Raw genomic sequence first — 22,201 nt, 5'->3', positions numbered from 1 at the left:
ATAGTTTAAGAATGTTTTTATAGCAATTTTATACTTCATCCGGTGATCTGAACTCGTTCATGGTATCCCATCTTTCCCGTTTGCGAGCTTTTACATCAATTTTTTCAGGTCTTATCACGCCCTGCTCTCCAATGGTCCAGCTCAGAGGTCTTCGTTCTTTTCCTACTCCCTCGGCAAGCAGCATTAGGCCTTCCATAAAAGCGTCTGGTCGGGGAGGGCAGCCGGGTACATACACATCCACCGGCAAAAATTTATCAACTCCCTGCACCACGCTGTAGATATCGTACATACCACCGGAGTTAGCGCAGGAACCCATCGAGATCACCCATTTCGGTTCCATCATCTGCTCATGAAGGCGTTTGATGATAGGTGCCATTTTGATGAACACAGTACCGGCAATGATCATAACGTCGGCCTCGCGCGGGGTGCCCCGTATTACCTCGGCACCGAAACGGGCCACGTCATACTTGGGCGTCATGCTGGTAGCCATCTCAACAAAGCAGCAGGAAAGGCCAAAGTGGAAAGGCCACATAGAGTTTTTACGCCCCCAGGCCAATAGGTCCTGCACCGTAGTAAGCATAATGCTTTGCTGCACGGCATCTTCGTAAGAGCCTGTACCTTTCACGGTATTTACCGGTGCGTCGGGTTTGCTTAGCCACCACTTCATAGGCATTTGACGTTTTATGTTTGGGTGATGTATTACACTGGGTTATACTTTCCCGAGTGTCTTTCTATTTTGTAAATCAAGCTATACTATTCAGCCTGCGGTTTTTTAATGAGCCGCTTATACGCTTTTAAAATTTTCTTGCCATCCGGCCCAAAGTCCAGTGCTCCGTTGCGCCACTCGTACACCAGCACCACCAGCAGCAAGGCAATAAACACTACCACACCTATGTAACCGTACCAACCTAGTTCTCTGAAAGCAATGGCCCAGGAAAGTATAAATACCGTCTCCACGTCGAAAATGACAAAGAGCATGGCTACTAAATAAAATTGGGAGGAGAAGCGTAAGCGTGCAGAACCCGCACTCACAATGCCGCCTTCGTATGGTTGCCCTGTAGCACGCCCCTGAGCACGTTGTCCCAGCACATGAGACAAACCCAGAATGAGCACAACAAGGCTTAGAACGATGGTACCGTAGACCAACAATGGCCATAGGACCACATCATTTTCAGTTGAAGCATACATACACTTTCGCCCTTTGGCGCAGCTAACTCGTTGAAAATAAAAACGGTATTCTGTTCAGGCTCAGTTAACAGTACTTGCTATCAGGTGCCGGATATATAGTGTTCGAGATTCTCGATTATAAATTTCTGCTCGTCTATGATGTACTTCACTATGTCGCCGATAGAGATCAGGCCAACAAGGCTTCGTCCTTCGAAAACGGGTAGATGGCGTATGTACTTGGATGTCATGAGCGTCATGCATTCTTCCATAGTGGTATCGGGTGTTACCGTTACCGGGCGCTCCGTCATGATTTCTTTGATAAGGGTTTCTTTGGAGGCTTTGCCTCTCAGGATTACTTTTCTGGCGTAATCAGTTTCTGTAAAGATACCCTCGAACTTTCCATGGTTAAGCACAAGCAATGCGCCTATGTTGTTCTCAACCATTTTTTCCAGGGCACTAAACACGGTGTCATTTGGGCTAACAGAGAATATGTTGTTTCCCTTAGTTTGGAGTATGTTTCTAACTGTTCCCATGACAACCTCCTGTAAATAAGTTAATAATGAATTTTGAATATTTGCTTTTGTATACGGTGATAGGTGAAAAAGGTCAAAAAAATAATAGAAATATCCATAAAATATTTTCAACAATGTGCTAAAAGCAATATTGAATGCTTATGAATTAATATCCAGAGGGTTATAAGTTGCATTTAGCTGATGTTATAAAATTTGGAGAATCAGAATATAAATGGTGAGGCCTGGTATTTAAAAAGTATAAACTAAAACTGAAAAAAGCAGAAGAAGTAAACGAAGTATGACCTAAGTATACTACTATGAAAACTACTTCCGTGCCTCCAGGATTTCAGGACATGCTCCAATTTGGATTAGTTGAAGCGCTGTTGGGGCGCAGGTCGCGCCGCTTTTTTATGGGAGCCGAAATACCAGACGGTGTATTTGCTTATAAATCGAAGCATGAACTTGTGCCGCTTACGGAACTAGAGAAAATGCTGGTGGTAACTGCCTGTGGTGGGAACACAGGTTGGCACCACATGATACACAGGGCGCAACGGTATGCGCCGCATCTTTCGAATTATGCAGCCGCTGCAGGAGGCCGTACGTTTCCATCGGCTGCGGGCTTCCATACAAGTAAAACTTTTTTTACAGACGATGACGGGGTGTATGTGCTGGATAACCGTGATGCCGCCGCGGCTGCCGAACGCAGCGATGACGGAGGTATAGATTTACAGGCTATTACGGATGCGCTAAAGAATCATGTGCGAAAAATACAGGATGGCCGTTTGCGGCTGCCATCAGAAGTGCCTTACGTAGAGGCGCACAACACATGGGTAGCGAACAAACCGGGTACGCTTTTGGTGTTCCCGGTTGCTGACCTGGCTCAGCACGTGTTACTTTCTATCTGTTATATGCTGCAAAACGGGATGGTACTGACTGATGACATAAACAAACGCCCTATCCCCGGCATTGAGAAGTACAAAGACATGGTAGACATCAACAACAACTGGAACATTACTTTTATGGAGCAGTTGAGTTTGGCGGAAGTTACCGTAGAGATAGCTACCAGTTGTTATGCAGGCACTTTAATGCTGCAGGCGATGGGACTAGGCGGCTGGATGTACGATGGCGTCGATTTGTTTAGCGTGCTGGGGGCAAGTGGTAACCCAGAGGTGCCTGGGCTTGGCTTCCGGTACGACACGAGAAAAGACTGGCCTTATCCTAACCCAACTGGGCTTGAGGGAGTAATGGAAGGATTTTGTCCGCCACACTACCCGGATATGCGTGCAGCTGTTCAAGCTGTTTGTGAGCGTAAGTTTGGTAAAGGTGGGCCGTTTAATCCGGCAACTCCGGGCCCCTGGAAAGACACTGCCAAAGTAAGAGGCGCAGCACAGGTTCACGACGAGCGGTTTAGAGAATGTGTGGCGTTGCAGGCGCAGTACGTGTACGATACCTTTGGTAAGTTTCCGGCTACAGTCCCATCTATTTTCATGCTCATGTACCTGCAGGCGCACCACCTCGATCTGGAGTTTTACGATACTTTTTACAAACCCGGAGCCTACCTTAAAACGCACGCCGATCACATGAACAAGTGGCACTGAAAAGCAAGTATAAATTATAAAATAACATGGTAGGTATGGCAGCGATAACCTTAACATAGGACAAAAGCGTAAGCGGAAAGATAAAAAAGCACAGATGGAAAGAGTTACGCGTTGGTTTTCTGACCTTACCGGACTTACATACGAATTTGTAGAGCACCTACTTATAACGCTGCTGGTGTTGCTGGGGCTTTGGCTGCTAAGCAGGATTACCTTAAGTATTGTATTCAGGCAGGAAAAAGACCTGCGCAAGCGCTATAAGTGGCGAAAATTCACCAACTACACCATTACCATTATCGGTATTATCCTTTTAGTGAACATCTGGTTGGGTGGCTTGCGCTCAGTGGCTACTTTTCTGGGTTTGTTATCCGCTGGCTTGGTGCTGGCCCTGAGAGAGCCTGTACTAAACATGGCTGCCTGGGTTTTTATCATCTGGAAACGCCCTTTCAGGGTAGGAGACAGAATTCAGGTCGGTGAATATGCCGGCGACGTAATTGACCAGCGGCTCTTTCAGTTTACTATCAACGAGATAGATGGTTGGGTAGACGCAGACCAGGCAACAGGACGCATTGTGCACATCCCTAACCTAAAAGTTTTTACAGAGCCGCAGGCCAACTATAACTATGGCTTTCCTTTTATCTGGAACGAGGTGACGGTGCGAATAACCTTTGAAAGCAACTGGCAAAGGGCCAAGGCTATACTTACCGAAATTGTGCAGCGGCACTGTGAGAGCCTTAGCGACACGGCCCTAAACCAGGTGAAGAAGCAATCGCAACAGCACCTTATTTTCTATGAGAACTTTAACCCCCATGTTTATACAGATGTGCTCGAAAACGGCATCAGGCTTACTATGCGCTACATGTGCAGTATCATGCGCCGCAGGAAAAGCGAGGAAGCCATTTGGGAGGATGTGCTAAAAGCTTTTGCAACTACTTCTGACATTCAGTTTGCTTACCCGACCACTCGTTTTTACACGGCAGGAGAGAGCCATACTTCGCCGGGTACAGCTCCTTAATTTTTACTCCTTGTAGAGTTTTCCTCCTTTCATTACCAATGCCACATTTCTGATGTTGCTCATGTCAGAAAGTGGGTTTCCATCCACTGCAACCAGATCGGCTGACAGGCCTGACTTAATTCTTCCTATTTTGTTTGCCACGCCAAATGCATCGGCGTTAACAGCGGTGGCTGAGCGCAATACTTCTATTGGTTTCATGCCGTAGTCAACCATCATTTCCATTTCGCGGGCATTGTCACCGTGGCTGAAAACACCTGCATCGCCTCCCATGCAAATCTTTACGCCGGCATCCAGTGCTGCAGCAAAACTTCTGCGCTTTTCCTGTATGCGTGCAGGCTCTGGCTCAGTTCCTTTTTTCCAGCCTCGGTATTGCGCCACGGCATCTCCGGCAGCAAGAGTGGGGCAGAGGGCCACGTTGTGTTTCTTCATTAGGCGGTAAATCTCTGGCGTGGCTCCGTCGCCATGCTCTATGGTTGAGACACCGGCAAGTATGGCTCTGCGCATTCCTTCCGGAGTAGAGGCGTGGGCTACCACGGGGCGGCCGCTGCTGTTGGCCACCTCCACAATCTTCTTCAGTTCATCAAGGGTAAAGGTAGGCTGCGCCTCGCTGTTCAGGCCCCAGCGGTAATCGGCGTATACTTTAATCAGGTCTGCTCCTTTACCTATCTGAGTCCTCACTTCCCGTATCAGTCCCTCCTCACCATCGGCTACTGCGGCACCAATGGGAGTTTCGATTTCATAGCTTAGTTCCTTTGGTCCGTAGCTGCCGCTGGCAACAATGGCTTTGGTGGCAATGATCATCCGTGGGCCGGAAATCACACCTTTTTCGATTGCTTGTTTCAGACCCACATCGTCATACGCTGCGCCTTCTGTTCCTAAGTCTCTTACTGTGATAAAGCCAGCCAACAAGGTGGCCCTGGCGTGGTTCACTGCCCGTGCTGTACGCTCTGCCCGGGATTCTTTTAGTACCTGGTCGTTCCAGGGTGTTTCGTTGTAAGGGTGCAGAAACAGATGGCTGTGGCCTTCTATCAATCCGGGAAGTAAGGTTTTTCCTTTCAGTTCAATGACTTTTGCGGATGCAGGTACGCCTTTCAAATCTTTACCTACTGCCGCTATCTTATTGTTATGCACCAGCACCTGCCATCCTTCGTGCATTTGTTCCCCGTCAAAAACCCTGTCTGGCTTTAAAAGATAATACGTCTCCTGAGCAGGTGACTGCGCAAAGGCAATCTGTGTGATAAGGGATATCAGAAGTACAAGTAAAAGAGAACGAATGGTCATGCTTACATGTGATGATGATGGAATTTGCTCAGCTAAATATAGCATAAAAAGGAATGCGCACATACTTGTTTAGTGGCGCTAGTAAAAAGCGCTGTATTAGTTAGTGCAATGTAGTTCCTTGTTATAAACTAAACTTACATGGCTATGCAACACGTAATCAACTTGAGTTGATCAGTAAATGAGACTTTATCCTTAAACAAGAATTAAACTGTAGCACAGGTATGAGCACATCAGAAGACGTAGCACGTGTGATAAGCCAGCATGAGGCAACCGGTAAGTATATCAATGTGAATGGTATTAGAACGTTTGTGGCTGATACCGGAACCGGAGAGGCAGTATTTTGTATCCATGGCGTGCCCACTTCATCGTTTTTATACCGTAAGATGCTGCGTGCGCTTGCAGGCAAAAGCTATCGCGGCATCTGCGTTGATCTACCGGGATTGGGATTGTCTCAGAGGCCTGAAGATTTTGACTACAGCTTCCATAACTTTGCCCGTTTCCTGAACGATGCTGCCAATGTGCTGGGTCTGGAGAAGTTTCACCTGGTGGTGCACGACATTGGAGGGCCCATTGGCTTTGCCCTGGCTGCCGAAAACAAAGAAAAGATCCTGTCCCTTACCATACTAAACACCTGGATCGAGGTAGACAAGTTTGAGAAGCCGCTGCCTATGCGGCCTTTTGAGAAACCGGTTCTAGGCGAAGCCGAACTGGCTGGGCTGGTTCACCAGACCTGGCACCTGATGTTTAAAGCCCTTGGAGTAGTGGATAGCAGCAATATTCCCAACGAAGAAATCTATGCCTATGTAGACTTGCTTAAACGCGAGGACAAAGGAAAAGCATTCCTAAAAATAATGCGGAACTTTGATAAATCTGAAGCCTTTAAAAACCTGTGCATGCAGGCGGTACAGCACACAGATTACCCGGTGCAGGCCATTTGGGGAGCGGATGATCCGGGGCTGAAGTTTGAGCGCTATGGTACCGAAATAATGGCTGCCGCCGGCCTGAAGGATGTATGCAAGCTGCGGGCAAGGCACCTGCTGCAGGAAGAGAAATGGCAGGAAATAGCAGACAAAACAGAGGAGTTAATTTTGCAAACAAAGCACAGTTAAGCTAATTTTAAGTATATCAACCCCTAAGACGATGCTTGGCAACTTGCTTATACTTGCGCTTTCCTGGTTTTTACTGCGCCTGGAGCATAAGCAGTTGCACCATGCACTAGGCTTTACACCACCACTGTACAGGCTGCTGCAGTTTGGCTTGGGTTTCATGGCTACAACTACACTGGCTATACTTATCAGCAATATTTTCTCTCTTACTGCAAATTTTACATGGGTACCTGCTGCAGGCATAAGCGCTGCTTACATGGCAAAGGGTTTATACACTGTGTTTAACTCTGTGCTGTACGAGGAGCTTTTATTCAGGGGATACCTGCTCTACAAAGCCATTGGTTATCTTGGGGAGCGCAATGCGAATCTTATCAGTGCCGCTGCGTTTGGAGTATATCACTGGTTTAGCTTCGGCATTTTGGGAAATCCGGTGATCATGGCTTGGGTGCTGTTTTACACTGGCGTGTGGGGGCTGATGTTTGCCTATACTTATTCCAGAACACGCTCCCTCGCTTTGCCTGTGGGCCTGCACCTAGGGTGGAACCTGGTAGACCAGTACATATTCTCCAATGACCGCCTGAGCTTGTTTGAACCAGTCACTACCATCCATACACGTTATCTCAGTGCGCTGGAGAGCATGTTGTATCTGCACCTGCCCACCATTGCATTTGCGGTTATTGTAATGGTGCTGTTGTCAAGATTTAACCAAAATATGGCTACCAGCTAGAAGTGTAAGTATACCTGCAAAGGTGTTTTAAGAAGGATATTTAACAAAAAAACTATGGATGAATTTTTAAAGGCTGCACTAGAGGAAGCAGAAAAAGGATATGCAGAGGGCGGAATTCCCATCGGATCGGTGCTGGTGCATAAGGGGAAGATTATTGGCCGTGGGCATAACAAAAGGGTGCAGGAGGGGAGTGTCGTGCTGCACGGCGAAATGGATGCTCTTGAAAATGCAGGACGCCAGCCTGCATCTATTTACCGTGAGTGTACGCTGTATACCACGCTCTCTCCTTGCCCGATGTGTTCTGGCACTATCTTGTTGTATGGCATACCAAAAGTGGTGATAGGCGAGAATAAAACCTTTATGGGAGAAGAGGAATTACTCCGCAGCAGAGGCGTAGCTGTTGAAGTTGCTGATAACGAAGTTTGCTATAAGTTGATGCAGCAGTTTATTCAGGAGAAGCCTGAGCTGTGGAATGAGGACATTGGTGTGTAATGCAAGTTGCCAAGTGTAAACAAAGAGGGGCATTGGCTATTGGCCAATGCCCCTCTTTGTTTACACTTGTTTATACTTACTTAATCACTTTGATCAGCGTGCCCTGTTCTACGCGATCCTGTAGCTGCAAGCCGTTAAGCACTGCCATTTCTTCCAGTCTTTTGTTTTCTTTGGCGTAAGGCTGAAGTATCTGCGCTAATGTTGTTGTGCGCGGTACCGTTATAATGTCAATACGTTCTGGCTGTTTGTTTATCTTAGCGGCATCTGTAAGCTCTTTGAAGCTCTCCATAGTATTAGTAAACAGACGTGCATAAGAATCAAAAAGCTGAGCTGTGGTAATACCCATCATACTGTAAATGCGGCCTCCATATTGTATCAGGTAAGTAAGCGTTCGGATAGTGTTCTGCTGTTGCTGCTGGTCTGCTACAATAGCCAGGGCAGGCAATCCGTTCACAGTTGTTTTACCGGATTGAACAGGCGTTAATTTATAGCGTTGCATTACTTGTTGTGCTGCTTCCTCTAATGAATTGCCAGGGGCAAGGGTTAAGTTCATGATCGCTTTACCGTCTTTCGGTGCCATCTGGAACACTTGCGGCGAGTTTAAGTAATTCCAGTTAGTAGGTATCGGGAACTGGAACTTCAGCTCTGGATGGTAGAATACCTGGTTCTCTACATAGCCCTGCTTTGGATCTTCGCCATAGATCATACCGTCTATCATTTTCAGGTATGAGTTTCGGCCTACCTCCACCTTAGTGGCATTCAGTTTTTTCTGCCACTCCGCAGCTAACTCTTGCACAGTCATATAGCGGTTTTCCGGGTTTGGGTGCGTAGAAAAGAACTCCGGGATGGCTGAGCCGCTTTCTTCCTGCTTGCGCTGCAGCGTTAAAAAGAAGTCAGCCATTTCATCAGCATCGTAGCCAATCTTAGTAGAGTATTCTACACCTAGCCTGTCTGACTCGCGTTCATCATCACGCCCGAACTTCAGGAATAGAAGGCCTAAACCCTGTGAGGCTGCGTCGCCGAACTGTGCCAACTCAGGCACCAGTACCATACCGGCAATCAAACCAACTTGCGCAAGTATGGCTTTACTTTGCTGTTGTGCCGAGTGGCGGGCCGCAATATGCCCGATCTCGTGTCCGAGCACACCTGCAAACTGCGCTTCGTTATTAAAGTGCGCCATAATGCCACGAGTAAAGTATACATATCCGCCAGGCACGGCAAAGGCGTTAATTACAGGAGAGTCAAGAACCTTGAAGTTATACTTAATGTTGCTTCGGTGGGAGATGGCTGCCATTTTCTGGCCCTGTACATCAATAAAGCGCTGTATGGCAGGGTCATCATAGAGTCCGAACTGCGCTACAATCTGTGGATCTGCTTCTTGGCCCATGGCCAGTTCCTGTCCTTCCGACATCAGGATCACTTCTTTTTTGCCCGTGACCGGATTTTTAGAACACGAACTCCATACACTCATTATGCCTGCCAGCATACAGACAGTTATATACTTTTTCATAGTCGTAGTTTAATGTTTCGCGTCTCTTTTCCATATTATCTGTTTTCTTGGAAAAGCTACATTTACTTTATCAAACGGCACAGAAAAGTATAGGTTTCCGGAGCTGTCTAGCTATGCCGTGCCTATTAATTTTATACCTTTAGCCTATGCATTAAGCTGCTAACTAAAGCCAAAGTATAAATAGTAGTAATTGATGTTAAAGTACAAATATTAGTTGCGTTTGGCTATACCTGCAATTGCATGCTCTTCCAGAGGTTTTTGGATGAAGCCTGTTACAAGACCATAGTCTTCAGCTTTCTCAACCTCATCTTCATTTACCGAGGAGGTAAGTATAAATATATAGCACCTGTTGCGAATAATTTCCTCAAAAGGCTTTAGTGAATCGAGCAAATCCCAGCCGCTCAAAAAGGGCATGTTCAGGTCCAGGAATATAACATCCGGAAGCTTGTGGAACTGACCTGAACCAAGTATAAAATTTAACTCCTGCAGCGCTTCTTTGGCGCAGGCAAACCCTACATATTCCCGTGCAAACTGGGCAACATCCAGTACGGCTTCGGTTAAGAAGATACTGATCTCGTCGTCGTCGATGATAAGTACTTTGTTATACATGATTTGCTCCCAGAAGCAGTTTAAATGTTGTGCCTACACCCGGTGCACTGTTAACGATAATTTTTCCGCCGATTGTTTCAACCTGCGTCTTTACTAGGAATAGACCAATGCCTTTACCGTGTGTGTTCGGATGAAAGCGCTTATACAATTTGAAAAGCTGGTTCTCTACAACCTGCATTTCCATTCCTAAGCCATTATCACTTACGTTAAACTCATATCCGCGTGTGTCTTTTTCTACAGAAATACTTAACTCCAGCGGCCTTTCAGGAGCTTGATATTTGATAGCATTCGATACCAGGTTCTGTATAATACTGTACAAGTACGCTTTATTTGACAGCATTTCAAAGCTACTGTCTACGTTTAGCCTGACACTTGCCTTATTTAGCAGCAGTTCATCCTGAAAAGGATGCAGTACCTCGTTTATAATGGAAAGTATGTTTACCTTTTCACGAGGCAGCGTTTTATTAGCATCCCGCACAGATAGAATGTTGTTTATATCTTTTATTACATTGTCGAGCTGGAAGATAGAAAGCTCTAGTTTTTCTAGTATAGAGTTAAACTGAGGGGAGCCTAATTCTACTTTATTAACCAGTTTTGCCAAACCTAGCGCATTAGCTACCGGTGCACGCAGATTATGTGATATGATGTATGTAAACTGTTGTAGGTTCAGGTTCTGCTTGTAAAGGTCGTCTGCCAGTTTAATGAGCTCTGCTTCCGCTTTTTTCTTTTCGGTGATATCGGTTTGGATGGCTACATAATTTACCAGTTCGTTCTCTTCGTTTTTAATAGGCGTTACATCTATGTTAACCCAATACGGCTCTCCGCTTTTGCGATAGTTTAGAACTTCTGAGGTAAAGTATACTTGTTCCTGGTATTTCTGGCGGATGTAGTTCGAGGTTTCAGGATTGGTGTCTTCGCCTTGTAGTAGTTTGCTTGGCCAAATACCAATTACTTCTTCTCTATTGTATCCTGTTAAACGTGTAAAGCCATCGTTTACCCATTCTATACTGCCATCAGGATTCATGATTACTACACCGTTAATGGTTTTACTGGCAACCAAAGAAAGTTTCTCCATTTCGCGCTTCAAACCAATTTGGGCGGTCACATCAATAAAGCTAATGGCAATTCCCCCTTCAAATGGGAAAATACTGTAGCTGAGCGTGATGTTATCATCTAACGGATAATTCTCTTCCAGATACGCTGGCTTTCCATTTAATACAACTTCGTGGCAATTCCTGAAAAACTCTGTGCGCGCCATATGGGGGTAAAGCTCCCAGATATTTTTGCCTTCTAAATAACTTGGGGTAACACCTAAGAAATTGCAGTGAGCCTGGTTGGCGAATGTATACTTCCAGTCAGCATCCAGTGCAAAGAAGGGTTCGGCCACACTATCCAAAATTCTCCTTAATTGCTCCGAGTGGTCCCGTATTAGTTGCTGTGCGTACACTGTTTCGGTAATATCCTTGGCAATGCCCTGCACACCAATTACAGTGCCTCTCAGGTAAACCGGCAACAGTGTGATATGCGTAACTTTTACCTTGCCCGTCGCATCAACCACTTTGAGCTCAGTTGCGTGCGACTTGCCTGCTACAGTCTGGAGAAATAAGTCACGTAATCTATTGATGTCTTCGCGGTGAACAAACTCTGTGAAGTGTGCATGCAGCATTTCCTTAACCGGATAGCTCAGTATCTGGAAGAACTGCTTGTTTACAGATTTAAAATAACCGTAGGTATCTAGCGAAAAAACAGCATCGGGGTGCTCCTGGAACAGCGACTGGTAGTAAGCTTGGTGCAAATCTTTTCTGGACCTCTCTTCAATGGTCTCAGTAATATCGCGGGAGTTGGTGATATACCCTCTTATACTTTCGTTGTGTACCTGGTTGGATGCAGTGCACTCTAGCCAGCGCCAGCCGTCATACTTGGTTTTGTACCGGAAAGGCGAAATCTGCATTTTTTCGCAGGTTGCAATCTGCTGAAAAGCCTCCAGAATCATGGGAAGGTCGTCGGGGTGGACCAGGTCAAACGCACAGGTGCCTACTAACTCCTCCGGTTTAAATCCCAACCAAGGTTCTATTGATTCTCCGACATACCTGTAAATTCCGTCTTCGCCGATAATAGTTAGCAGATCGGTGCTGTTCACAAGTAAGTGCCTGTAAAAATCTGAGGGTAACAGACTCATATTAATAATATTACTATAAAATTATTTGTAATAAGTCTGTTTCGGTTGGCGCAAATAGTACATAAGTTATACCCAAGGTACAGTATAGGCAGTAAACTTTACCTGTATACAACTTTCAGCAATATAAAATTCTCTGAAATTAAATAAAAAAAATCATCATTGCTTTCAAGTCAGTGACTCAAGATCTTAAATCAATACCAATATTGAAATTGTACTAAATGTATGAGGTTGATTAGCTGGTGTTTAAAAGTCAAAGCTTTGAACAGACCGCTTCTACTACTGCAGCGAATAAAATTGCTGTTGATGGTGTTTATCCCTTAGCAGAGTTATTTACCTTTGCATGAAAGCGAATGGCTATGGCAACACTAAAACTGCATATCAAAAACATGGTTTGTGCACGCTGCAACCGTGTAGTTACCGAAGAACTGGAGCAACTGGGCTACCAGGTGTTAAAGGTATCGCTAGGGGAGGCCGAGATCAGCAGTGCTGATAATAACTTCGATATTAACAGGATAAGAGAAGCACTTACAGCAAGCGGTTTTGAATTGCTCGATGACCGTAAAACCCAGCTAATTGAACAGATAAAACTAGCAATTATCGAACTGGTGCACCGCCAGGGCGAGGCAGACCTGCATATTAATACGTCTGATTACCTGGCTGATAAACTGGGTATGGAGTATAGCTACCTGAGCTCACTTTTCTCGGCACATGAAGGCATCACCATCGAAAAATACCTGATCCTGCAGCGGATAGAGAGGGTAAAAGAGCTTCTGGTGTACAATGAGCTTAGCCTGAAAGAGATTGCTTATAAACTTGGCTACAGCAGCGTGGCGCATTTATCAAACCAGTTTAAGAAAGTAACGGGTTTAACTCCAAGTTACTTTAAAGAGGTTAAAGACAAAAAGCGCAAAACCATAGATCAGGTACAAGAGAAGTAAATGTTTTTGCCATACTTCAGTGAACAGTTTCGTAAACAGCTGGCAGAAGTATGAATTAAGCGGCCAAAGTATAAATACATGTACACACGCGAGCAGGCATCACAACTACGGCAGGCATTCTGGACAGCTTTTGGGCAATATATTGCGCCACACCCGTCTGCTGATGGCTACAAGATAAACTGGGCTAACTATAAAACAGGGCTTAAGCATGTATATTTCCGGATGCAGGCCGAAAAGAAAGTTGCATCCATTGGCATCGAAATCACGCATCCGGACCCGGAGATTCAGGAGCTCTTTTTTGAGCAGTTTCTGGAGCTGAAGAGCCTGCTGCACGAGTATGTGGGAGAGGAGTGGGAGTGGGATCTGCACACCACCAACAGCGAGGGAAAAACGATCAGCAGGATTTACAAAGAACTTCCCGGCGTAAGTGTTTTTAATCAGAATGACTGGCCAGCCCTTATCTCCTTTTTCAAGCCCCGCATCATTGCCCTCGACGATTTCTGGAGTGGCGCCAAGTATAGCTTTGATGAGCTACGTGACTAGTAGCTGTCTTCTCTAGTTAAACAAAGCCGGCAATTGCTCCACCAATGTATAGCCGCCCATCCAGGCCATAACCAGCACCACAAACAGGCCGAAAACAGTAAGTATAATCGGATGTTTATAGTCGCCTACAATTTTGCTTTTATGGGCTGCCCAAAGTATAGTTCCTAAGGTTATTGGAAGGATAAGCCCGTTAAGAGCACCAGCAAGTATAAGCAGGTGCACCGGCCGGCCAATGGTTACAAAAATTATGGTAGAGATAAGTATAAACCCGATTATCAGCCAGTTCTCATACTTCTCAAAGGCAGGTTTAAAGGACTTTATAAAGGACACGGAAGTATAAGCCGACCCGATAACAGAAGTGATTGCCGCCGAAAGCATGACTACCCCGAAAATCTTATACCCTACATTGCCTGCCGCCAACTGAAAAACAGAGGCAGGCGGGTTACTCTCGTCGAGTATCAAACCTTTGCTTACCACGCCCAATGCCGCTAGAAACAAGAAGATTCTGATAACGGAGGCGATAGTGATGCCTGACACAGCGCTGTTTGTAACTTCGGGCAACGATGCTTTGCCCTTAATGCCGGCATCTAATAACCGGTGGCCTCCGGCAAAAGTAATGTAACCACCCACTGTACCACCCACCAATGTGATAATCGCTGTGAAACTGATCTCATCCGGAAGTATGGTTTTAACAGCAGCCTCGGCAAGGGGAGGAGCAGAAGTAAATGCCACGTACACCATCAGCAGGATCAGGAGAAGGCCCATAATTTGTGCAAACCTGTCCATTACTTTCTTTGCCTCCCGCACCAGGAAAATACCTATGGCAATAGCTGCAGCCAGTATGGCACCGGCCTCTGCACTCATACCGAACAAAACATTAAACCCAAGGCCTGCACCACCTACATTGCCTATGTTAAATGCGAAGCCGCCCAGCACGATCAACACAGAAATAAAGATTCCTAGACCTGGCAGCACCATATTGGCAATTTCCTGGGCACGTTTTTCCGACACTGCAATAACCCGCCACACGTTTAGCTGCGCACCAATGTCCAGGATGATGGAGGCAAGTATAACAAAGCCGAAACTTGCACCTAAAGCCTGGGTAAATACAGTTGTTTGGGTCAGGAAGCCGGGGCCTACAGCAGAGGTAGCCATCAGGAAGGCCGCACCCAGCAGTACGCCCCAGTTTTTGTTTTTGAACATGCCTATACTGCCTTTAGCTGAATATTTTCTTTTGTAAGCGTTTCGTTGATGAATTTTGCGAATTCCAGCGCATGGGAGCCATCGCCGTGGATACAGACGGTATCAGCCTGTATACTTACATCTTTCTGCTGCTGCGATTTTACCTTATTCTCCTTCACCATCCGTACCACTTGCTGTACTGCTTTGTTCGGGTCTGTGATAAGTGCATCGGGTTGCCTGCGTGAGGTAAGGGTACCGTCCTGTTGGTAGGTGCGGTCTGCAAAAACCTCGTTGGCTGTTCTGATGCCAACAGCCTTTCCCGCATCTATCAGTGTACTGCCTGCCAAACCGTACAGCACTGCCTCCGGACAAACTTTATAAACAGCCTCAGCTATAGCCTGCGCCAGTTGTGGGTTTACAGCAGCCATGTTGTAGAGTGCGCCGTGCGGTTTTACATGGTGCAAAGCTGCGCCCTCTGCTTTTGCAATAGCTTGTAAGGCGCCAATCTGGTACACCACCATAGCATATACTTCAGCAGCACTAACTGCCATTTCTCTTCTTCCAAAGCCAACCAGATCTGGTAAACCGGGGTGTGCACCAACGGCTACCTTGTGCTGCAGCGCCAGCTGCACTGTGCGTTGCATCACCATAGGGTCGCCGGCGTGGTAGCCGCAGGCAATGTTGGCCGAGGTGATGAAAGGAAGTATGGCTTCGTCGTTTCCGATTTTATAAGCCCCAAAGCTTTCGCCCATATCGCAGTTCAGATCTACTGCAAGCGGCTCAACGGAGAGTGGTTTCATGTGGTGTTTAGTTTAAGGCTGATAGCGCTTTTAAGTTGTTCCAGGTCCATTTCCTGCTTCAGGTAGAATGCGTTTGCCTCCTGTAAACTTACTTCTTTAAACTGAATATTTTTTCCCGGCTGTACTTGTGCCAGTTTAGGCAAATCGGCAGCAATTACCTGTGCAATGCGGGGGTAGCCGCCAGTAGTCTGGTGATCTGCCATAAGTATAATAGGCATTCCTTGTGGCGGTACCTGCACTGTTCCAAAGGTAACAGCACTCGATAGCAACTCTTTCGGTTCCTGCAACTGTAGCATCTGGCCAAGCAAGCGGTAGCCCATTCTGTCGGATTGCGGAGTTACCTGGAATATATGCTGCCAAAATCCTTCCTGGCTAGTTTCATCAAACAGTTCGTACTCTATGCCGCGCATGGCTCGTATTACCGGCTGCTCTTCGTACACCATATAAGGCTGTGGCTCCAGCGTCCAGTTGGGCTGCGCAAACCATTCTCCTATAGCTTCGTCAGAGAGCCGTGCCGAAAGTGCTGCGGCATCTGTTTCGTTATACTTTCGGCAGTGTATAACGTCATCTGCCTGCAATGCTCTGCCGTGGTAGCCGCCAAAACCAGCCCGCAGATAAGTTGCGGCACTGCCCATCACCTTTGGCACATTCATTCCTCCGGAAACAGCAATGTAACAGCGGCAGCCTTCCCGGGCTGTTTTAAAGGTAAGGGTGCTGCCGCCTCTTACCAGCAAAGGCCGCCACATGCGCACCGGTTTTCCGTTTATACTTGCTGCCATGTCGGCACCGGTCAGCGCAATTAACTGGTCCTGCTCAAAGTATAAAGTAGGGCCTTGCAGCGTGGCCTCCAGCGTGGCAGTATTTTCCGGGTTACTCACCAGCAGGTTGGCAATGCGCATGGCAAACGTATCCATGGCGCCGCTCACAATAACTCCTTCCTGCTGATGGCCCTGCCTGCCAAGGTCCTGTATGGTTGTAAGCAGGCCGGGTTTAACTACCTTAATGCTCATATTGCTTTACCTGCTTTTGGAATTCCTTTTCAGAGACAGGAACAAATTTAACCTGATCACCGGCTTTAAGTAAGCTTGGCTGTTCCCGCTCCGGGTCAAAAAGCACCAGGGGTGTGCGCCCTATCAATTGCCATCCGCCGGGAGTTTCGATGGGGTAGATACCTGTTTGTTCACCTGCTATGCCTACAGATCCCTTGGGTATCATGGTTCTTGGCTCCTTTTTACGCGGTGTTGCAATGCGTTTGTCCATACCACCCAGGTACGGGAAGCCGGGAGCAAAGCCAATCATGTGCACGAGGTACGTATTTTTACTGTGCAGCTCGATCACATTTTCTGTGCTTAAGTTGTTATACTCTGCCACTTCCTGCAAATCTGGCCCAAAGTCGCCACCATAGCACACGGGTATTTCTACTGGTGTACGTTTGTCTGTTTTTTGCTCTTTTGCTTTAGAGAGCACCTCCTGCAGCATCGTTACAATTTTATCGTATGGGTCAATTTTGCCTTTCTCGCTGAGCAACCAGGGATCGTAGTAAACGGTAAGGGTAGTATAAGCTGGCACATATTCGATCATACCCGGAGTGGGATGGAGGTCTAAGTATCTTGCCACGGCCTGTATCTTCGCGTGCGTATGCTCCGATACTTCTTCCTCAAACTGCAGCAAAACAGCTTTCTCGCCTAAGGGGAACAGTTGAATAGGAAGCAATTCTTTACGATTCATACAGTTTGATACGGCGCCAGGTAACACTTCTGTTCAAGCTAAGCAAAAAATCGTGCTTTTGGAAGTAACAGGGAGGGGTTTCTTCCTCGCCTAATCTGCAGAAAAAAAGCTGGAGAGCAGTTACTACACCAGCAGGTCCAGTTCCATGCGCAGGTTTTCTCTTGCTCGCAACTCCAGCCTATCCCGGAAGAGTTCTGTTTTGAAAATTTGGGGCTGCGCCAGGAAACGCTGTAAAACAGACTTTCGGCCAGACTTGTAAACTGCATCCGGATACACGCTGTACTCTTTTCGCACTGCCTCCCGGTACACATTATACTTTTGCCAGCCTGTGCCAAGTATAGCCAGGTCCAGGTCCAGCAGAAAGTTTGTAGTCTCGTTATGCTGTGGCCGATGTGATTTGGTGGCCAGAATCATTTCCTTAATAAAGGTGATATCGGCTGAAGGCAGGCCAATGCGGTTGAGGCGTTCTCTGGCCAGTTCAGCGCTTCTTTCTTCGTTGTCGGAGCGGGTTGGGCTGTAGATGATGTCGTGGTAAAAGATAGCAAAAAGCAGCGGGTCATACTTCAGGTGCTCCTGCTTATACTTTTCAGCCAACTCCAGCATATAGGCAATATGCGCCAGGTTATGGTAGTGCCTGCCCTCCGAAGTATAGGCCTGCTCGAGTTCCTCCCAAAGCGTGTCTATTAACGCTGTATCAGAAGTATACTTACCGCACAATTGTTCCCATTCCTTTTTCAGGTGTGGTGCCATTTAGTTGCTGCTTTTAGGTTTAAACCGAATAGTTATTTTAACCTGCTGTTCTGTTGCGTTTCCGTCTCTTGTGGCTGGTTTCCAGCGTGGGCTCTCTTTTACTAAACGCAGGGCCTCGGCATCACAAGCGGGGCACAGGCTTTTTACAACCTGCAGGTTTTGTAGCACTCCCGTAGGCGAAACTGTTGCCTGCACCACCACACGACCTTTTTCTGATTCCGAAGTATAGCGTATGTTCTTTTCTAAGTATTGCTTGTAGGCACGTATCCCCACAACCGGTTTAGCCGCAACAATAACAGGAGGCTGCGCCTTTGCCGTACCATAACCTGTAACCACCACTTCGCTCAATGATCTTGTGTCTTCCTTCAGGTTTACTTTAAGATTCTGGGTGTTTGCACTCACCGTTTTCTCTTCGCGCTCAAACCCAATAAAGCTGAAGGCCAGCGTAGCATTGTCTTTCGGAAGGTTGATGGTAAAGTTGCCGTCTGCATCTGTGGCAACGCCGGATGTAGTTCCTTTTATCGTTACAGCCACACCCGGCAAAGGCGTACCGTCTGATGAGAGTACCTGCCCCTGTATCTGATTAGTCGTAATCGAATTCATCCCTCTTATCTGAGCGCCAGCCGACCTGCCAGCCAGTGCTCTGGAAACTGAGGTGCTTTCAGGTGCAAAGGCTGCCTTAGTATCAAAGGCGTTTGGCTTTGCTGCCTCTGTCTTTTCTGCGGTTTTGGCAAGAGCAGGTGCCTCAGGCACAGCTTCAGTTAGTTTGAAGGGTTCTTCTGCAGTATGAATAAAATCAATTACCTCGTCTTCTTTCTCTTCAAGATCTGTGACTGCGCTTCGGTTGCGTTGTGACCGAATAACAGGAGCGGCAGACGCAATGGCAGTCGGGCTTACAGTATCCGGTACAGCCATAGCTATACTTTCTGTTTCGGGATCTTCCGGCTGCGCCACAACATCTTCTTCAGTTATACTTTCGGCATCTGCTGTGGCTATACTTTGCTCTTGCCGGTTTAGTTCCTGGTAATTGTAATAGAATACAAGCAGTGTAGAGCAGAGTACCAAAAGTATGGCAGCAGCCACACGCCAGTCAGTTAAGTATAACGGTAGGGGTCTGCGTTTACGCTTGTGGGTTTTAGCTGCGATGCGTTGGTTTATACTTTTAACAGTTGCACCAGTTCTTCGCACATCCGATACAGCTATGCCTTCGAGCACATCCGAGCACAGGTCGCAATCCAGGAGGTGGCGCTCCAACTGGTGCTGCAGGGGCGAAGGCAGCGCATCTTCCTGGTACTGGCGCAGCAGTTCCGTGGAAGGATGGTCTCCCTGTTCCCAAAGTATATGTCGGTTATCTTGGTGCATGGTGTTTCTCCAGGTATAGTTTCAGGTTACGCTTTCCGTTTTGGATGTAGCTTTTCACCTTGTTCAGATCACAACCCGTGAGGGTACTTATTTCTTTATAGCTCTTTTGTTGCAGGTAAAACAATTCGATGCATTGGCGCTGTTCCGGCGGCAGTTCCTGTAATGCCTGGTGCAAAACCTGTTCCGATTTCTCAATCTGTTCTGCCTCTGTTAGATGCATGGGAGCAGTGTTTTCCATAAACAAGGTTGGAGAATCTTCCAAGGGGATGTTTCGTATCTTTTTACCGGCCCGCAGCTGCATCAGGCAGAAGTTGCGGGTAGTGCTGTGCATCCAGCTTTTAAAATTCTCCACCTCATACTTTAGTAGTGCCTCAGCCACATGCTCAAACAATTACATAGTAGCGTCTTTGCTCTCCTCCTCATCCTTCAGGTATTTCAGGCACACGAGGTATACCATTTCAGAGTGCCGCTGGTATAGCTCTCCCAAATGCTCCAACTGCCCGGTTTGTCGGTACAGGCGCAGCAGTTCCTCATCGCCGGGTGGCGGCTTGCCGCTGGTAAAAAGCTTGAGGAAGAATGGCAGCATTGGGTTATACTTTTAATTTTTTAGAGCATTGCGGTCTTAGCGTAAGCCTTTGCGTCCTTTGCGGTTAGTTTAAACGCAAGGTGCGCTAAGAATCCCACTAAGGGCGCAAAGCAGGATGCATTAGAACCTTCAACTAAAGAAACGTAAAATTTTTCAGAATTTTTATGGAAAGTGTGTGATGGCTGCATCCAGTAAGAAACCAAAACATAAAAGCCATGAAAAAACACATCTACCTGCTGCTAGCCCTTCTGTTTGTCGGGCTTCAGGCAAACGCCCAGGGACGAATGATTACCGGTACCGTAACTGACGCTAGCAGTGGCAATGTGCTGCCGGGGGTAACCGTGCAACTAAAGGGTACTCTTTCCGGCACCAGCACCGACCAAAACGGAAAGTACAGCATCAGCGTGCCCGGAGATAAAGCTATACTTGTATTCATGTTTCTTGGCTACAACACACAGGAAGTAAAGGTCGGGGACAAGCAGCAGGTGGATGTAAAGATGGAGGTGAATACGACAACACTCTCAGAAGTTGTGGTAACCGGCTATGGTATCAGAGGTGTGGCAGGTAAGGTAGCGGGTATAAGAGTACAGAAAGATAGAAATGCGGAGAGTAAGGTAATGGCACATTCGGTAGTCGTTCATGAAATGGTAATGTCTGCTCCGCCTCATAACACCGAAAACTATGATTACATAAAAGAAAGCACTTTTCAGGATGCAAAGAAAACACCGCTATCTACCTTCTCTATCGATGTAGACAATGCCTCTTACAGCAACGTGCGCCGCTTCCTGAGCCAGGGTCAAAAACCACCGGTAGATGCTGTTCGGATTGAAGAGATGGTTAATTACTTTAGCTACGACTATAAACAACCAACCGGCGATGCGCCTTTCTCTGTAACCACTGAGCTTTCGGAGTGTCCCTGGAACAAAGAGAACCAACTGCTGCACATCGGACTTCAGGGCAAGCACATCGCTACCGATAATTTACCTGCTTCTAACCTGGTGTTTTTGATAGATGTATCGGGCTCGATGAATATGCCAGAAAAACTGCCGCTTGTTAAGGCCGGGTTTAAGCTGCTTGTAGATCAGTTGCGTCCGCAGGACAAGGTGGCGATTGTGGTGTATGCCGGTGCTGCCGGGCTGGTGCTTCCTGCCACCTCCGGGGATAACAAGCCAGCTATTATGCAGGCGATTGAAAACTTACAGGCAGGTGGTTCTACAGCAGGTGGAGCAGGTATAAATCTGGCTTACAAGGTGGCGCAGGATAATTTTGTAAAGGGCGGCAACAACCGCGTTATACTTGCCTCCGACGGCGACTTTAACGTGGGTGTAAGCAGCGACAGCGAACTGGTTCGCATAATAGAGAAGAAACGTGAGTTGGGTGTTTTCTTAACCGTATTGGGCTTTGGCACCGGCAACCTGAAAGACTCCCGCATGGAGCAATTGGCTGACAAAGGCAACGGCAACTATGCCTATGTAGATAATATCCTGGAGGCAAAAAAGGTGTTTGTAAATGAGTTTGGCGGCACACTGTTTACGATTGCCAAAGACGTAAAACTGCAACTCGAATTTAACCCCGCCAAAGTAAAAGCCTACCGTTTGATTGGCTATGAAAACCGCGCCCTGGCTGACGAGGAATTTAACGACGACAAAAAAGATGCTGGCGACATGGGAGCAGGCCACACAGTTACGGCACTATATGAGATCGTGCCTGCCGACTCTAAATCAGAGACAACAACTGGTAACGTAGATCCACTCAAATACCAGAAAATAGAACTCGACCCGAAGGCTAACAACACGATTGAAATACTTACCCTAAAGCTGCGCTACAAAGACCCGGACGGCAGTAAAAGCAAGCTTATAACCTCTACTGTAACTGATAAGGCTACACCTGTTGCAAAAACTTCCGACGACTTCCGTTTCTCGGCTGCCGTTGCTGCCTGTGGCATGCTGCTCCGTGACTCGAAGTATAAAGGCAGTGCTACTTACCCTATGGTGCTGGAACTGGCAAAAGATGCGCGCGGTAAAGATGAAGAAGGTTATCGGATAGAGTTCATCAACCTGGTAAAGTCTATGAGCCTGCTAAGTGACAGGAGATAATTTAGATTGTCAAATTGTTGATG

At 46.9% G+C, this 22,201-nt stretch carries 23 protein-coding genes; 8 read left to right on the top strand and 15 right to left on the bottom strand.

The genetic code is table 11. The features are described from left to right. Nucleotides 1–28: 28 nt before the first annotated feature. The 3 genes from H8S84_RS04225 to H8S84_RS04215 form a co-directional block, all read right to left on the bottom strand. The gene (locus H8S84_RS04225) at nucleotides 29–667 is read right to left on the bottom strand and encodes an NADH-quinone oxidoreductase subunit B (RefSeq protein WP_187066003.1); all 639 of its coding nucleotides are present in this window, start codon (nucleotides 665–667) and stop codon (nucleotides 29–31) included. Between the two features lie 86 nt (nucleotides 668–753). Beyond that, on the bottom strand, nucleotides 754–1,188 hold the full coding sequence (locus H8S84_RS04220) for an NADH-quinone oxidoreductase subunit A (RefSeq protein WP_187066002.1): 435 nt from the start codon (nucleotides 1,186–1,188) through the stop codon (nucleotides 754–756). 80 nt (nucleotides 1,189–1,268) lie between these two features. Beyond that, nucleotides 1,269–1,700 carry a CBS domain-containing protein gene (locus tag H8S84_RS04215; protein ID WP_187066001.1) on the bottom strand — a complete coding sequence of 144 codons (432 nt, stop codon included), beginning with the start codon at nucleotides 1,698–1,700 and terminating at the stop codon, nucleotides 1,269–1,271. Nucleotides 1,701–1,996: 296 nt separating this feature from the next. Here H8S84_RS04215 and H8S84_RS04210 point away from each other — a divergent pair, with 296 nt between their 5' ends. Continuing rightward, complete coding sequence (locus tag H8S84_RS04210) at nucleotides 1,997–3,277, top strand: hypothetical protein (protein ID WP_187066000.1); 1,281 nt, start codon at nucleotides 1,997–1,999, stop codon at nucleotides 3,275–3,277. 94 nt (nucleotides 3,278–3,371) lie between these two features. Further along, nucleotides 3,372–4,289 (top strand): mechanosensitive ion channel family protein, encoded by a 918-nt coding sequence (locus tag H8S84_RS04205; RefSeq protein WP_187065999.1) that lies wholly within the window; start codon nucleotides 3,372–3,374, stop codon nucleotides 4,287–4,289. A 3-nt stretch (nucleotides 4,290–4,292) separates the two neighbouring features. Here the strand turns inward: H8S84_RS04205 and H8S84_RS04200 are convergent, their stop codons facing one another. Next, nucleotides 4,293–5,570 (bottom strand): metal-dependent hydrolase family protein, encoded by a 1,278-nt coding sequence (locus tag H8S84_RS04200; RefSeq protein ID WP_187066677.1) that lies wholly within the window; start codon nucleotides 5,568–5,570, stop codon nucleotides 4,293–4,295. A gap of 221 nt (nucleotides 5,571–5,791) precedes the next feature. Between H8S84_RS04200 and H8S84_RS04195 the strand changes: the two genes are divergently transcribed. Genes H8S84_RS04195 through H8S84_RS04185 form a run of 3 tightly spaced genes read left to right on the top strand, consistent with a single transcriptional unit; the run spans nucleotide 5,792 to nucleotide 7,895 of the window. Continuing rightward, nucleotides 5,792–6,679, top strand: a complete 888-nt coding sequence (locus H8S84_RS04195) for an alpha/beta fold hydrolase (RefSeq protein ID WP_187065998.1) — start codon at nucleotides 5,792–5,794, stop codon at nucleotides 6,677–6,679. A gap of 31 nt (nucleotides 6,680–6,710) precedes the next feature. Beyond that, nucleotides 6,711–7,403, top strand: a complete 693-nt coding sequence (locus tag H8S84_RS04190) for a CPBP family intramembrane glutamic endopeptidase (protein ID WP_187065997.1) — start codon at nucleotides 6,711–6,713, stop codon at nucleotides 7,401–7,403. A 54-nt stretch (nucleotides 7,404–7,457) separates the two neighbouring features. After that, nucleotides 7,458–7,895 (top strand): nucleoside deaminase, encoded by a 438-nt coding sequence (locus H8S84_RS04185; RefSeq protein ID WP_187065996.1) that lies wholly within the window; start codon nucleotides 7,458–7,460, stop codon nucleotides 7,893–7,895. A 76-nt stretch (nucleotides 7,896–7,971) separates the two neighbouring features. Here the strand turns inward: H8S84_RS04185 and H8S84_RS04180 are convergent, their stop codons facing one another. The 3 genes from H8S84_RS04180 to H8S84_RS04170 form a co-directional block, all read right to left on the bottom strand. Further along, complete coding sequence (locus H8S84_RS04180) at nucleotides 7,972–9,405, bottom strand: M48 family metalloprotease (protein WP_187065995.1); 1,434 nt, start codon at nucleotides 9,403–9,405, stop codon at nucleotides 7,972–7,974. A gap of 210 nt (nucleotides 9,406–9,615) precedes the next feature. After that, a complete protein-coding gene (locus H8S84_RS04175) occupies nucleotides 9,616–10,014 on the bottom strand; it encodes a response regulator (protein WP_187065994.1) in 399 nt (132 codons plus the stop codon). Further along, nucleotides 10,007–12,193: a PAS domain-containing sensor histidine kinase gene (locus tag H8S84_RS04170; RefSeq protein ID WP_187065993.1), complete on the bottom strand. Its 2,187-nt coding sequence runs from the start codon at nucleotides 12,191–12,193 to the stop codon at nucleotides 10,007–10,009. Before H8S84_RS04170 ends, H8S84_RS04175 begins: the two co-directional genes overlap by 8 nt. 356 nt (nucleotides 12,194–12,549) lie before the next feature. Here H8S84_RS04170 and H8S84_RS04165 point away from each other — a divergent pair, with 356 nt between their 5' ends. Together H8S84_RS04165 and H8S84_RS04160 are read left to right on the top strand one after the other, a co-directional pair. Further along, nucleotides 12,550–13,131: an AraC family transcriptional regulator gene (locus H8S84_RS04165; RefSeq protein ID WP_187065992.1), complete on the top strand. Its 582-nt coding sequence runs from the start codon at nucleotides 12,550–12,552 to the stop codon at nucleotides 13,129–13,131. 78 nt (nucleotides 13,132–13,209) lie between these two features. Next, a complete protein-coding gene (locus tag H8S84_RS04160; RefSeq protein ID WP_187065991.1) occupies nucleotides 13,210–13,674 on the top strand; it encodes a DUF4268 domain-containing protein in 465 nt (154 codons plus the stop codon). Between the two features lie 12 nt (nucleotides 13,675–13,686). Here H8S84_RS04160 and H8S84_RS04155 read toward each other — a convergent pair whose 3' ends face one another. The 8 genes from H8S84_RS04155 to H8S84_RS20070 form a co-directional block, all read right to left on the bottom strand. Then, nucleotides 13,687–14,877, bottom strand: coding sequence for an NRAMP family divalent metal transporter (locus tag H8S84_RS04155; protein ID WP_187065990.1), 1,191 nt, complete (start codon nucleotides 14,875–14,877; stop codon nucleotides 13,687–13,689). A 2-nt stretch (nucleotides 14,878–14,879) separates the two neighbouring features. Beyond that, a complete protein-coding gene (pxpA, locus tag H8S84_RS04150; RefSeq protein ID WP_187065989.1) occupies nucleotides 14,880–15,656 on the bottom strand; it encodes a 5-oxoprolinase subunit PxpA in 777 nt (258 codons plus the stop codon). After that, the gene (locus H8S84_RS04145; protein WP_187065988.1) at nucleotides 15,653–16,666 is read right to left on the bottom strand and encodes a 5-oxoprolinase subunit C family protein; all 1,014 of its coding nucleotides are present in this window, start codon (nucleotides 16,664–16,666) and stop codon (nucleotides 15,653–15,655) included. Before H8S84_RS04145 ends, pxpA begins: the two co-directional genes overlap by 4 nt. Further along, entirely contained in the window at nucleotides 16,656–17,384 is a 729-nt protein-coding gene (gene pxpB / locus H8S84_RS04140; RefSeq protein WP_187065987.1) for a 5-oxoprolinase subunit PxpB, read from the bottom strand. Before pxpB ends, H8S84_RS04145 begins: the two co-directional genes overlap by 11 nt. 123 nt (nucleotides 17,385–17,507) lie before the next feature. Further along, a complete protein-coding gene (locus tag H8S84_RS04135) occupies nucleotides 17,508–18,134 on the bottom strand; it encodes an HD domain-containing protein (RefSeq protein WP_187065986.1) in 627 nt (208 codons plus the stop codon). Continuing rightward, nucleotides 18,135–19,496 (bottom strand): energy transducer TonB, encoded by a 1,362-nt coding sequence (locus tag H8S84_RS04130; protein WP_187065985.1) that lies wholly within the window; start codon nucleotides 19,494–19,496, stop codon nucleotides 18,135–18,137. After that, the gene (locus H8S84_RS20075) at nucleotides 19,483–19,875 is read right to left on the bottom strand and encodes an RNA polymerase sigma factor (protein WP_317175423.1); all 393 of its coding nucleotides are present in this window, start codon (nucleotides 19,873–19,875) and stop codon (nucleotides 19,483–19,485) included. Before H8S84_RS20075 ends, H8S84_RS04130 begins: the two co-directional genes overlap by 14 nt. A 12-nt stretch (nucleotides 19,876–19,887) precedes the next feature. After that, entirely contained in the window at nucleotides 19,888–20,082 is a 195-nt protein-coding gene (locus H8S84_RS20070; RefSeq protein ID WP_230407037.1) for a hypothetical protein, read from the bottom strand. A 215-nt stretch (nucleotides 20,083–20,297) separates the two neighbouring features. Here H8S84_RS20070 and H8S84_RS04120 point away from each other — a divergent pair, with 215 nt between their 5' ends. Beyond that, a complete protein-coding gene (locus tag H8S84_RS04120; RefSeq protein WP_187065984.1) occupies nucleotides 20,298–22,178 on the top strand; it encodes a vWA domain-containing protein in 1,881 nt (626 codons plus the stop codon). Nucleotides 22,179–22,201: the final 23 nt, after the last annotated feature.

Source organism: Pontibacter cellulosilyticus, from assembly GCF_014306105.1.
Taxonomy (GTDB): Bacteria; Bacteroidota; Bacteroidia; order Cytophagales; family Hymenobacteraceae; genus Pontibacter; species Pontibacter cellulosilyticus.
This window is presented reverse-complemented; position numbering and strand designations above follow the sequence as displayed.